11 protein-coding genes are annotated in these 12,031 nt (G+C 58.4%); 4 read left to right on the plus strand and 7 right to left on the minus strand.

Features of this window, described 5'->3' with window-relative positions; translation table 11 throughout:
- The first annotated feature begins 87 nt into the window (after window positions 1-87).
- Window positions 88-951 (plus strand): DMT family transporter, encoded by an 864-nt coding sequence (locus ASF69_RS11620; protein WP_062587564.1) that lies wholly within the window; start codon window positions 88-90, stop codon window positions 949-951.
- 11 nt (window positions 952-962) lie between these two features.
- On the opposite strand, the gene ASF69_RS11625 is transcribed toward ASF69_RS11620, so the two are convergent.
- The 3 genes from ASF69_RS11625 to ASF69_RS11635 all read right to left on the minus strand — a co-directional run bounded on the left by ASF69_RS11625 (window position 963) and on the right by ASF69_RS11635 (window position 6,053).
- On the minus strand, window positions 963-2,054 hold the full coding sequence (locus tag ASF69_RS11625; protein WP_062587741.1) for a GH25 family lysozyme: 1,092 nt from the start codon (window positions 2,052-2,054) through the stop codon (window positions 963-965).
- Between the two features lie 231 nt (window positions 2,055-2,285).
- The gene (locus ASF69_RS11630) at window positions 2,286-4,802 is read right to left on the minus strand and encodes a methyl-accepting chemotaxis protein (RefSeq protein ID WP_062587566.1); all 2,517 of its coding nucleotides are present in this window, start codon (window positions 4,800-4,802) and stop codon (window positions 2,286-2,288) included.
- A gap of 183 nt (window positions 4,803-4,985) precedes the next feature.
- A complete protein-coding gene (locus ASF69_RS11635) occupies window positions 4,986-6,053 on the minus strand; it encodes an alpha/beta fold hydrolase (protein ID WP_062587568.1) in 1,068 nt (355 codons plus the stop codon).
- 141 nt (window positions 6,054-6,194) lie between these two features.
- Here ASF69_RS11635 and ASF69_RS11640 point away from each other — a divergent pair, with 141 nt between their 5' ends.
- On the plus strand, window positions 6,195-7,253 hold the full coding sequence (locus ASF69_RS11640; protein ID WP_062587743.1) for an AraC family transcriptional regulator: 1,059 nt from the start codon (window positions 6,195-6,197) through the stop codon (window positions 7,251-7,253).
- A 33-nt stretch (window positions 7,254-7,286) separates the two neighbouring features.
- Here ASF69_RS11640 and ASF69_RS11645 read toward each other — a convergent pair whose 3' ends face one another.
- Both ASF69_RS11645 and ASF69_RS11650 read right to left on the minus strand, forming a co-directional pair.
- Entirely contained in the window at window positions 7,287-8,390 is a 1,104-nt protein-coding gene (locus tag ASF69_RS11645) for a TRAP transporter substrate-binding protein (protein WP_062587570.1), read from the minus strand.
- 150 nt (window positions 8,391-8,540) lie between these two features.
- Complete coding sequence (locus tag ASF69_RS11650) at window positions 8,541-9,005, minus strand: globin (protein ID WP_062587572.1); 465 nt, start codon at window positions 9,003-9,005, stop codon at window positions 8,541-8,543.
- Window positions 9,006-9,161: 156 nt separating this feature from the next.
- Between ASF69_RS11650 and mbfA the strand changes: the two genes are divergently transcribed.
- The gene (mbfA, locus tag ASF69_RS11655; protein ID WP_062587574.1) at window positions 9,162-10,145 is read left to right on the plus strand and encodes an iron exporter MbfA; all 984 of its coding nucleotides are present in this window, start codon (window positions 9,162-9,164) and stop codon (window positions 10,143-10,145) included.
- 18 nt (window positions 10,146-10,163) lie between these two features.
- Here the strand turns inward: mbfA and ASF69_RS11660 are convergent, their stop codons facing one another.
- Complete coding sequence (locus tag ASF69_RS11660; RefSeq protein WP_062587575.1) at window positions 10,164-10,562, minus strand: RidA family protein; 399 nt, start codon at window positions 10,560-10,562, stop codon at window positions 10,164-10,166.
- 193 nt (window positions 10,563-10,755) lie between these two features.
- Between ASF69_RS11660 and ASF69_RS11665 the strand changes: the two genes are divergently transcribed.
- Window positions 10,756-11,343 (plus strand): TetR/AcrR family transcriptional regulator, encoded by a 588-nt coding sequence (locus tag ASF69_RS11665; RefSeq protein WP_062587577.1) that lies wholly within the window; start codon window positions 10,756-10,758, stop codon window positions 11,341-11,343.
- 31 nt (window positions 11,344-11,374) lie between these two features.
- Here the strand turns inward: ASF69_RS11665 and ASF69_RS11670 are convergent, their stop codons facing one another.
- Window positions 11,375-11,989, minus strand: coding sequence for a transglutaminase-like cysteine peptidase (locus ASF69_RS11670; RefSeq protein WP_062587579.1), 615 nt, complete (start codon window positions 11,987-11,989; stop codon window positions 11,375-11,377).
- Window positions 11,990-12,031 lie beyond the last annotated feature (42 nt).

Raw genomic sequence — 12,031 nt, forward strand, 5'->3', positions numbered from 1 at the left:
ATTACAGTATTTTGAAATTGTAATGCATTGTCACTGTCATGGCCATGGGGGCTGGGGCATGACCGGTGCATGAGCGGGAGTGGTATCATGAGCAAGACATCGAGCGGGTGGTGGAGCGGATTTCTGGGGGTGGTGATCTTTAGCGGGTCGTTGCCCGCAACCCGTATTGCCGTAGAAGGCTTCGATCCCGCCTTTCTGACCCTTGCCCGGGCCAGCATTGCGGGCGTGCTGGCGCTGGCTATTCTGTGCATATTCCGGCAAAAACCGCCCGCGAAGTCCGACCTCGCGTCGCTCTCCATCGTTTCACTTGGCGTGGTGATCGGCTTTCCGCTGCTGACGGCTCTGGCGCTGAGGGAAATAACCTCCGCGCATTCCATTGTCTTTATCGGGCTGTTGCCGCTCGCGACGGCAATATTCGCGGTCCTGCGTGGCGGTGAGAGACCTCGCCCGGCTTTCTGGTTCTTTTCCTGCTTCGGAAGCATCCTTGTCGCAGGCTTTGCGCTGCTTCAGGATATGGCGGGCTCCATGGTTGGAGACGGTCTCATGGTCTGCGCTGTGATAGTTTGCGGGCTTGGTTATGCGGAAGGTGCGGCGCTGTCGCGACGTCTGGGCGGCTGGCAGGTGATTTCCTGGGCCCTGGTCCTGTCGCTCCCGGTCATGCTGCCGCTTGCCGTGTTTCTGGCGCCGCACTCCTTCGCGGATATAACGGGTGCCGCCTGGGGCGGACTGTTCTACGTCTCGCTTTTCAGCATGTTGATCGGCTTCATCTTCTGGTATCGCGGGCTTTCGCTCGGTGGCATCGCAGCCGTTGGGCAACTGCAATTGCTGCAGCCCTTCTTCGGCCTGGCGCTTGCCGCCACGCTGTTGGGCGAACCGGTCAGCGTGGCGATGGTCGGCGTCACGCTCGGGGTTGTCGCCTGCGTGGCGGGTGCCAGGAAGTTTTCGAAATAGGGTGAGGGCGGTCAGCCGTTGCCGCCGCGCGACCACCTGTTCCATGCCTCTTCGCTGCCACTGAAGACGTTGAGGTCGATCTTTCCTTCCACACCATGCGAAAGGCCGGAACCGGAATACTGCCAGAACAACCACTTGCGGTCCGGATAGACACGCGACGGATGCTGGGCAACTGCGCGCAGCCAGAAGGGGTAATTCAGGAATTCACCGGACAGGTGGTCCTTGTAGAAGTCCGGCGCGGTATAGATGATCGGCCGCTGGCCATAGTGGCGCTCCAGCATGTCCATGAAGACCTGCATCTTTTCCAGAACCTTGGCGCGCGGCAAACGCATCTTGCAGCTGGATTCGCCATTATATTCCACGTCGATGACCGGCGGCAGCGCGTCGGGGTCACGCGGTACGTTGCGAATGAACCACTCGGCTTGGTGGCTTGCGGCTCGGCACCAGTAGAAGAAGTGGTAGGCACCACGCTTCACGCCCGCTGCCTTGGCGCGGTTCCAGTTTGTCTTGAACATGGGGTCCAGATGGTCGCCACCATCGGTCGCCTTGATGAACGCGAAATTCGCACCGCGGGAGCGCAGGCGTTCCCAATCGATATTGCCCTGCCAGCGGGAGACATCGACACCGTGGACGGGGAAATGGCGGGGCGTGACCTTGCCGAAATTGATCGGCTTTGCGTCGCTGAAATTCGATCTGAAGATGCGCGAGCGAACGGCAGACCCGGCGCTGATGGCGGGCGCGCCGGCCATGGCAAGCTGGACGGGTCGCTCATTGGGAAGGGCTGCGCCGATTTGCGGAGCGATGGAGGCGCGCGGTTGCGGCAATGTCGGCGCTGCTGCAGTCTGCTGGTCCACGGCTGCAAAAGCGGGCGAGCCGGAAGGCATGGGGCCGCCCCAGGCCAGCACCTTCTGTGCCGGTTCGGCGCGCAATGGCGCGCGAGTTTCGCCAACGCTTGCCTGCGGGACTGGCGCTGTCGGCGTAACCGAACTCGTGGTTTCCCTGGAGGGAATGCCTGCCACAAGGGCTTCCGGCCCTGAACTGGACGTACAGCCCGTAATGGATAGGCAGGCTAGGACAAAGGCTGGCACTGTCGATCGATGCATGAGAACCCGTACGCAAAACAAGCGGGCAGGCACAATGCGACCACCCTGAGACCCAAAAAACTATGACTAACGACAAATTATCAAAAAAGGCTGAATGCAATCTTTACGCCCGGCAGAGATCGGGCCGGACCGAAGCGGTTTCGCCATCACCATCACGCTATTGCGGCGTGAGCGCATAAAAAACGCGCGGACTTTCTGGGTCCGCGCGTTTCGTGTGAATTCGCTTGCTGCTTACGCGGCGAAACGGTTGGCTCTGTGAACCTCCTGCGACGCGGCAAGGCGGAACTGAGCCAGAAGTGCCAGCAGCTGATCCGTCTCTTCGGTCAACTGCTCGCTTGCGGCGCTGGTTTCTTCCACCATCGCAGCATTCTGCTGTGTCAGCAGATCGACTTCACCGACGGAGCTGTTGATCTGCTGCATGGCAACGGACTGGTCCTGTGTCGCCTGCGTGATCCTCTTGACCTGGTCGCTGACGTCAGAAATCTGGCTGCCGATCTTGGCCAGAGCTTCCCCGGTCTTGGAAACCAGCCTGGAGCCTGCGGCAACCTCGCTGGATGAAACCGCAATCAATTCGCGGATTTCCTTGGCCGCTGCTGCAGATCTCTGTGCCAGCTCCCGCACCTCATGGGCAACAACGGCAAAGCCCTTGCCCGCTTCCCCGGCGCGCGCCGCCTCAACGCCCGCATTGAGCGCGAGCAGATTTGTCTGGAAGGAAATGGAGTCGATGACTTCGGTGATGTTGCCGATGGTCTGGGATGCATTCTCTATCCGCTGCATGGCGGATACGGCACTGCGCACGATGACCAGCGATTCCTCGGTGTTGCGGTGTGTCTGGTCAACGATTGCGTTTGCCTCACGTGCGCGATCGACGGCATTGCGCATGTTGGAGTTGACCTCATCGACCGCCGCTGCCGTCTCCTCAAGGGAAGCGGCCTGCCGCTCGGTGCGCCGGGCCAGATCCACTGCCGAAGCCGACATCTGCTGCGCATTCTCGCGGATGGCACCGGCATTTTCGCGGATGCCGCCGATCGTCTCGCGCAGTCGCAGCATGGACTGGTTGAAGTCCACACGCAGCTGTTCCAGACGACCGTTGAAGGGTGTGTCGATGGTGGTGGAAATATCGCCGGAGGAAAGGCGCTCCAGACCCGCTGCCAGCGCGCTGACCGCAAACTGGATCTGGCGTTCCACTTCCTTGCGTTCGGCGTCGTTGGACTGGCGCTGCGCCTCGGCAGAAGCGCGTTGCTCTTCGGTTGCCGCTTCCAGTCGAATGCGCTCTTCTGCATTTTCCTTGAAGACTTCCAAGGCGCGCGCCATGTCGCCTATTTCGTCGTGGCGGTTCTTTCCTTCGAGCGCGATATCGACATCCCCCGTCGCCAGACGCTTCATGGCGCCGACGATACCCAGTATCGGTCCCTTGAAGGTCAGAACGAGGCCGATGCCGGCGAAAATCGCAACCAGCACGCCGATGACCATTGCAGACAGCGAAATCCCATCGGCCTTGCTGCGTTCGGTATCGGCGGCGGTGCGCTGCTTTTCGGCAAAGCCTGTGAGACTGGTCCAGACGCGGCGAATTTCCTCTTCGGCGTTGGCAAAGGCGACCTTGCGCTGTTCGGACAAGGCGAAAAGCTCTGCTGCTGCCCGGTCCAGCTTGGTTGCACTGTCGTCAATGGCCTGCGCACTCTTGCGCGCGGCGTCCGACACTGCGGCATCACCGGTCATGGCACCAGCCGAGACGTTCAGGCGGAATGCCACATCGCGAAACTTTTCCAACCCAGCCTTTGTGGGGGCGGCAACGAAGCCGGCCATTTCCAGCTGAAGGTTCTTTGCGTCGTCGCCAATCTGTCGGGCGGTGGCCAGGAATGTCGTTGCCTGTTCGATTGGCTGGTCAAGCTGGCCGAAGACTTCCGTCGCCTGCCGCGACTTCACTGTCGCAAAACCCTGCAGACGGATCGTAGCAGGGCGCATGAGGTTGACGACGCGCTCGATGGTTCCGACGGTTGCGTCGTTGATGATGCCGATGTCCAGCTGCGCGCGGATCTGCGTCACGCCTTCGGCAAGCTGCTCGATGATCATCTTCTGATCGACGGAGGCGATGGCAACGAGTTCCTTGATGGTCGCTTCCAGTGTGCCGATGGCGGCCTTCACCACCGCCGTCTTTTCTTCCTGTGAGGTCACGCGGTTGAAGTCGGTTACGACGGTTGCGATGAGATTGGCGCCGCGGTTCAACTTGTCCGCCTCGCGCAACAGCAGCTTGGCCTTCGTCTCGTCGGTCAGCAGCGTGTTACGGATGTTTGTCGCGTTTGCGAGAAGGCCGTTCAGTTCCTTCAGGACAATTGCGAGGTCGCCGCTCATGGACGCGCGAAGGGCTTCTTCCTTCTGGTGACTCGACCACAATTGATCGACCTGTTCGGTAATAATTTTTGTTCGTGCGATGGCATCTTTTATCTCGCCTGACTCGCCATCTTCCGTTGCGCGCAGAAAATTGGCCTGTTCGGCAAGTTGGCGGTTCAGGGAGCCGCGGGTCTCTTCGTTAGTATTGGTAAGAAACGATGTCATTCCACCATAGACTTCCTTGAAACCTGTCAAGGACTGGAGGATCGTGTTGGAAACATCCATTCGGCTTTGTAGCAGGTTCGACGCGTATAGACCCGAAAAACCAACCGCAAGAATACTCGCCACGAATGGCGCAATGAAGACGATGACTTTGGTTTGGATTTTAAACCGCGCCAGCAAATTATCAATTATCATTAATTTTCCCCAAGGCCCAATTTGAACCAACGTCTCTGTTTTCTGATGAGATCGTCGTCCCTGAACTTGTGCAGCCAAGGTTTGAAAAATCCATTAATTTTAGGGGTGTAGCTTTACATGGTTGAGGCCAGCATTCTGTGCCGGCCTCAACATGGACTGTTGTTGCAATCGTCTTGCCGAAGCTCATTTGTTAATTTTCAAAGTTTCTTTAAAAGCATTTACGATCAGTTCCGCCAGCTGCCGGTGAATGTCAGCCCGGTCGCGGCCAGTCGAAACGCAGATCGGATCGATCTCTCCCACCGACTTCAGAAACGCGTCCGCCTCCGGCTTGCAGACCGGCAGGAAGCTGAAATGATCCGCGTCATCAACCTGCGCATAGGTTGCGCCAGGCACATCCTTGGCCAGTTGATCGGACAGAACGGAAACAGGGATCTTGCCTTGGCTGCCCAGATTGATGAAGGTCAGGGGGATATCGATGGCCTTGAGGCTGTCTTTCGTGAAAGCGACTTCCAGTCCGGGATCGACCAGAACGGCACTGCGGATGCGCCCATCATGGTTGGACTGTTCGAAACGCGCTCTATCCACACTGCGCAGATCGAATTTCGGCACGCTGATCGCTTCGCCGTCCTTAAAGCCACGCCCGCCGGAGAACCATGTGCAATCCATCGATTGCGCATAATCCACGCAATATTGGACATAGGCATCCAGATTGGCCCGTGCACCCGCAAGCTCCATCGCCGTGCTGCCACCCAGTGAGAATCCGAGAACACCGATCCTGTCAGCATCGACGGATTTCGACCATTCCGCATCAGACGAGAGCGAGCTTATGATGGTGGAGATATCATCCGTACGCTCCCAGATACTGGGTGTGTCGGCAGGGGTGGAATCGCCGCTGGTCGTGCCGGGGTGATCGGGCGCCACGACGAGGAAGCCTGCCTCGGCCAGTTCCTGCGCAATCCAGGCCATGGCGATGCCGCGAGAGCCGGAGCCGTGCGACATGATGACGACAGGCAGCTTTCCGGGTTGAATGGCTGCGTTCCTGAAGGCTGCGGCACCTTTAAAAATCCTGTTATCGCCGACCTTCACCGGTTCGCCCTTGCCATCGGACGGATACCAGAGCGTGACGACCAAATTCTTGGCACGGGCGGGCGAGGGGACGGCGATGTCGCCTGTGCCGACAGGCTCGCTTGCCAGAGCGGGTTGCAAAGCCAGCGCCGACAGGAGAAGGGTGGTAGAGAGAAGGAAACGCATGGTGGACCTCATGGGGTTGAAACAACGTATCCCATTGTGATCGAGCCCCTGTTTTTCACGCCCTCAAACATGTTTTAGGTCGTGCGCCAACGCGATCTGGTCCATGGAAAAGCATGATCCTTTCGTTTCAGGTTGTCCGCCGTGATTTTCCTACCCCTGCCAATCGTCGTCGCACTGCTTCTGTTTCTGCTTCTTCTGTCCGTCCTGAGAGCGAAAGGCGAAGGCAGGGCCAATCACCCCTTTCTCCTGTTGCTTGCTCTCAGCGCAACCCAATCGGCACTCGTTGGCCTTCGCTGGGGCTATGGCATCGAGCAGTTGAAATTCGCCCTGCCGCTCATGGCGTCGCTGTTGCCACCCCTGGCCTATGCCAGTTTCCGCAGTCTGATCAGCGGCTGGGAGATGAAACGTGTAGCAAATATTGCGAGCCTTACGCTGCCGCCACTGGTCGTCGCTGTTACCTTGGCCGTCTTTCCGGTCGCTATTGATCTGGTCCTGATCGCGCTCTTCGTGGGTTATGCCATCGCCATTGTTCTGCTGGGGCGGCGTGGACCGGACGGCCTGGATGAAGCGCAATTTGCCAGCGTTACATCGGTGCACCGCGCGCTTTACATCGCTGCCGCCGCACTTTGTTTTTCCGCCGTCTTCGATGTCGTCGTCCTCCTGGATTTTCAATGGGCGAGGGGCGTCAATGCGGGCATCATCATCAGCAATGGCAACCTGCTCGGCCTTCTCATGATCGGCCTGACGGCATGGGTCGCAGGAGACAGCAAGCCGGAAACATCGCGTCGTGTGACCGAGGCGGAGCCGCCGCCATCAGGTCCGACTGCGGAGGATCACGAGATCATGGTGCGTCTGGAGGAGCTGATGGCACGGCAGCACGTATACAGGGATGAGAACCTCAATCTGACGCGACTTGCCCGCAAGCTGTCTCTGCCCAGCCGGCAGATTTCGCAGGCCATCAATCGGGCCACCGGCGGCAATGTCTCGCAATATATCAACCAGTTGCGGGTGAGGGATGCCTGCCGCCTGCTGGAAGAGACGGATCAGTCGGTGACATCCATTATGCTTGAAAGCGGCTTCCAGACGAAGTCCAACTTCAATCGTGAGTTCCGCCGCATCACCGGCATGAGCCCGCTGGCATGGCGCGAGCGGGAGGTCTGGAAGCTTGTGTCCACAGACAGAAAAGGCCGCCCGGCATAATCGGACGGCCCCTCGATTTTTTGACTTTGATGATTACAGATTGCCGTTGCGCTGCTGGATCATCATGTAAGTGTCATAGGTATATTCGGAGATCTGCGCCCAGAGATAGGCATCCTTCTTGAAGGCCTGCTGGCTTTCATAGATCTTCTTGAAGTTCTCGTTGACCGCAGAGATTTCCGCATAGGTTTCGAGCGCCGCCTTGTGGCAGACATCAAGAATTTCCTGGCTGAATGGACGCAGGATCGCGCCCTGTGCGACCAGTTCCTTCAGGGCCTTCGGGTTTCGCGCATCGTAACGCTCCAGCATGGAGGCGCTTCCGGCAGCGCAGGCATCCTTAAGGATGCGCTTGTAGTTTTCCGGCAGGCTGTTGAACTTCTCGAGATTGACGAAGGCGTGGCAGGCCGGGCCACCTTCCCACCATGCGGGATAGTAGTAATATTTCGCAACCTTGTAGAAGCCAAGCTTCTGGTCGTCATAGGGGCCGACGAATTCCGTCGCATCGATTGTGCCCTTTTCCAGCGCCGCATAGACGTCGCCGCCTGCGATCTGCTGTGGCGTGATGCCAACCTTCTGCATGACCTGGCCGGTCAGGCCGGCAATGCGCATCTTCAGACCCTTCAGGTCATCGATGGTGTTGATTTCCTTGCGGAACCAGCCGCCCATCTGGGCGCCGGTGTTGCCGAGCAGGATGGAATAGATGTTGTGCTTGGCCAGAAATTCGTTGAGCAGCTCGTTACCGCCTGCCTGGTTGAACCATGCATTGGTCTGGCGCGCATTGAGACCGAAGGGAACGGAGGTGCCCAGAGCGAAGGTCGGATCTTTCCCGACATAGTAATAGGAGCAGGTATGGGCCATTTCGACCGTGCCCGATGTCACGGCATCCGCGGCCTGCAGGGCCGGCACGATTTCACCGCCGGCAAAATGCTGGATGGTGAAGTTGCCGCCGGACGCTTCCTTGACGTGGTCGGCAACGATCTGGCCAGCGCCAAACAGAATGTCGAGACCCTTGGTAAAGGACGAAGTCATGCGCCAGGTTATCTTTGGATTTTCCTGGGCGATGGCCGGTGCGGCAAGTGCTGTTGCGGTAATGCCAGCGCCTGCGGCGCCTGCATTGCGGATGAATGATCTGCGATCCATTTCGATTCTGCCCTGAATGAAGACTATAAGGCGAACCGCCTGGTACGCCTCCCGCGAACTACTAATCATGTCCGCCTTTAGCCTTCAAGATAAACTTGGTCATATTGCGTCAAGAATGCCCGTTTTCTAATGAACGCAATCGTTGCCGCGTCACCGCTTGCGGGCCGGGTCATCAAGGGCGGGATTGTAGAACAGCGACAGCATCAGGCTGCGTGCGATGCGCTCGGCGGTTGCCATGAACCAGTCATGGGTTTCACGGTTGGGCGCGATATCGCGCAGCGTTTGCGAAAACAGCTCCAGCCACTGCGCAAACAGGGCCTCGCTCAAACCGTCCATACCGTAATGGGCCTGAACCGGCTTGCCGCCATAAGCGCCCGTCTTGAAGGCGATTGCGGACCAGAAACCCTTCATCTTCTCCATATGGTCGGCCCACCGCCCCGCAAGACGTCTTTCAAAGACGGGACCGAGCGTTTCGTGCCGTTGAATACGCCCATAGAAGGTCTCGACCAGCCGGTCGATAAAGGCGGCATCCACGCCCATTTGCGCCATGGAAATCTGCGCCTCCCTCTGGCTTTCAGCATGGGGAGCGGCGCGCGCGGTGATTTTTTCGGTCATGGATACCCCTTCGGCAAGGCCTGCACTATCTGCCCGCCACCGCCAATTCACAATGCGACGTTTTAACATTGTCGGGCTGGAATTAGAATGGTTCTAAACAGGCTTGTGAAATCCCCGCATTCGTATTATTTAGAATTATTCTAAATAGGTGATCCCATGTTTCGCAGCCTCGTTTCCCTCTCCAAGCGCCCCTTTTCCTCGTTGAGCGAGCAGGAAATCCTCGCCCTTGCCATTTCCTCCGAGGAGGATGATGCCCGCATTTACCGGTCCTACGCGGCGCATCTCAAAACGCAATATCCCCAGTCGGCGCGCATTTTCGATGATATGGCTGAGGTCGAGCAGGCCCACCGCAATATGCTGATCGAGCAGCACAGGGCGCGGTTTGGCGAGGTCATTCCGCTTATCCGGCGCGAGCATGTTCGTGGCTTTTACGAGCGCAAGCCGGATTGGCTCGTCAAGAATCTGCCGCTCGAAACAATTCGCGAAGAGGCGGAACGGATGGAAGCGCAGGCCATCCGCTTTTACGACGAGGCGATAAAACACGTCACCGATGCTTCCACGCGCAAGCTGCTGGGTGATCTTGCCGAGGCGGAACGCGGACATGAGGATGTGGCCGCCATGCTGGGTGACAAGCACCTGCCCGAGGATGCGAGAGCTGAGGAGGGTGAAACCGAAAAGCGTCAATTCCTGCTCACCTATGTTCAACCCGGTCTGGCCGGATTGATGGACGGTTCGGTCTCGACGCTGGCCCCGATATTCGCCGCCGCCTTCGCCACGCAGGATACATGGCAGACCTTCCTCATCGGCCTGTCCGCATCCGTCGGTGCGGGCATTTCCATGGGCTTTACGGAAGCTGCCCATGATGACGGCAAGCTGTCGGGTCGCGGCTCACCGTTGAAGCGGGGGCTGGCATCGGGCATCATGACCACCATCGGCGGTCTGGGACATACGCTGCCCTATCTCATCTCGCATTTCTGGACGGCAACCGCCGTTGCCGCCGTTATCGTCTTTCTGGAACTCTGGGCCATCGCCTTCATCCAGAACCGCTACATGGAGACGCCGTTCTTGCGCGCCGTCTTCCAGGTGGTGCTGGGCGGTTCGCTGGTTCTTGCGGCGGGCATTCTCATCGGCAGCGGCTGACAGTCACGGTGCTGCCAATTATCCGGCGTCGGGAAGCCGTGCGATGACCTTGATTTCGAAGTCGAAACCGGCAAGCCAGTTGACGCCGACCGCCGTCCAGCTCGGATAGGGCTTTTCCGAAAAAGCCTGTTCCTTGATACCCATGAAGGTCTCGAACTGCTGTTCCGGATCGGTATGGAAGGTGGTCACGTCGATGATATCATCGAAGGATGCACCGGCAGCCGCCAGCACCGCCTTCAGATTGTTGAAGGCAAGCTGCACCTGTTTCGCATAGTCAGGTTCGGCTGAGCCGTCGTCGCGGCTGCCCACCTGACCGGAAACAAACAGCAGATCGCCTGAGCGGATCGCGGCGGAATAGCCATGCTTTTCATAAAGTGCGTGACGGTTGGGCGGGAAAATTGCTTCGCGTTTGGTCATCGTGATCTCCAGATCGATGCACAGCGATATCCTTCCCGCAATCCGCAAGATGCGGGCGGGTGGTTCGCCGGTGTTTCATTGCTTTACGAGCGGTCATGGAAACTGATATACGGCCCGTATGTTCAGATAATAGACATACGCTGCGTATGTCAATAGCATACGCGACGTATGTGAAAATCAGAAGGGCTGCCCCATGGCAAGAACGCGGTCGCAGATGGTGGAGGAAACGCGCGCCAAGCTTGTTGCTGCGGCGCGAACATCCTTTGCAACAAAGGGATATGCGGCCTCATCCATGGATGATCTCACAGCGGAGGCAGGCCTGACGCGCGGCGCGCTCTACCATAATTTCGGCGACAAGAAGGGATTGCTCAGGGCCGTGATCGATCAGATCGATGCGGAAATGCTGGCAAGAATGCATCTTGTCCAGCAGGCAGCAAAATCCCCATGGGACGGCCTGATTGCCGAAAGTCTCGCCTATATTGAAATGGCTCTGGAGCCCGAAATCCAGCGCATCATGCTTCTGGATGGTCCGGCCGTGCTGGGCGATCCGGCGCAATGGCCAAGTCAGACCGCCTGCCTGCAACGTATCGAAAAAACGGTTCAGTCGCTGGTGGATGACGGCACGCTGGCCCAAGTCGATGCAAGGGCTGCGACATGGTTGCTGAACGGCGCCGTGCTGAACGCCGCCCTCTGGATCGCCGCCGCCGAGGATCCCAAGGCGGCCTTTGCAAAGGCCGCAGAGGTATTTCAGCTCATGGCATCAGGCTTGCTGGCGAAATGATTGGCGGCCCCGGGCCGCAAATCTGTGGGGCTTAGCGCAGAGCGCCGACCAGAACGTCGCGGCCGTCTTCAATCGAGACCCAGCGGCCGGTGTTGAAGGACGCCTGACGCTTGAGATAGGTGTAGTTGGTGTCCGTCCACAGCTTCACATCGTCGGACAGGTTGTCCAGAATGAAGTCGCCATTATTGGTGCGCACTGTCAGCACGGCATGGCCTTCGCCATCCGGCTTGCGAACGACCGTAATCAGAAGGTCCGAAACCGCAAAGCCGCGTTCCATCAGCTTGCGACGCTTCAGAAGCACGAAGTCTTCGCAGTCTCCGGCGGTCTTGGGATATTCCCAGACTTCGTCCTTGCCATAGACTTCCAGATCGGTCATCGCGACGATGGAGGCGTTCACTTCCTTGTTGACGTCGCGAATGACCTGCCAGCCGAACTCCGTCACGCGGGGCGGCGGGGTCAGCTTGCTGCGAATGTCGCACTCGTCCATGTATTTCTGGCAGAACTCATAATGGCCGATTGGCTGGGACGTAATGCCACCTGTGACCATGGACAGGCTGCCGATGTTGTCTGCCTGCGCAGAGGCCGCAGACATTATTCCGGTCGCAACTGCCAGAAGCAGCGCCCGCGCCCGTGATGCATTCATCATGAAACCCGTCCCTTAAAATCTTAACGAAAAGTTAAAAAGGTT

The sequence above is a fragment of the Rhizobium sp. Leaf311 genome (genome assembly GCF_001423445.1).
Classification (GTDB): Bacteria; Pseudomonadota; Alphaproteobacteria; order Rhizobiales; family Rhizobiaceae; genus Agrobacterium.

Bases quoted from the DNA above. Each gene is read 5' to 3' on its own strand.
- ASF69_RS11620 (WP_062587564.1), top strand. From the start codon at position 88: ATGAGCAAGACATCGAGCGGGTGGTGGAGCGGATTTCTGGGGGTGGTG.
- ASF69_RS11625 (WP_062587741.1), bottom strand. From the start codon at position 2,054: ATGCATCGATCGACAGTGCCAGCCTTTGTCCTAGCCTGCCTATCCATT.
- ASF69_RS11630 (WP_062587566.1), bottom strand. From the start codon at position 4,802: ATGATAATTGATAATTTGCTGGCGCGGTTTAAAATCCAAACCAAAGTC.
- ASF69_RS11635 (WP_062587568.1), bottom strand. From the start codon at position 6,053: ATGCGTTTCCTTCTCTCTACCACCCTTCTCCTGTCGGCGCTGGCTTTG.
- ASF69_RS11645 (WP_062587570.1), bottom strand. From the start codon at position 8,390: ATGGATCGCAGATCATTCATCCGCAATGCAGGCGCCGCAGGCGCTGGC.
- ASF69_RS11650 (WP_062587572.1), bottom strand. From the start codon at position 9,005: ATGACCGAAAAAATCACCGCGCGCGCCGCTCCCCATGCTGAAAGCCAG.
- mbfA (WP_062587574.1), top strand. From the start codon at position 9,162: ATGTTTCGCAGCCTCGTTTCCCTCTCCAAGCGCCCCTTTTCCTCGTTG.
- ASF69_RS11660 (WP_062587575.1), bottom strand. From the start codon at position 10,562: ATGACCAAACGCGAAGCAATTTTCCCGCCCAACCGTCACGCACTTTAT.
- ASF69_RS11665 (WP_062587577.1), top strand. From the start codon at position 10,756: ATGGCAAGAACGCGGTCGCAGATGGTGGAGGAAACGCGCGCCAAGCTT.
- ASF69_RS11670 (WP_062587579.1), bottom strand. From the start codon at position 11,989: ATGATGAATGCATCACGGGCGCGGGCGCTGCTTCTGGCAGTTGCGACC.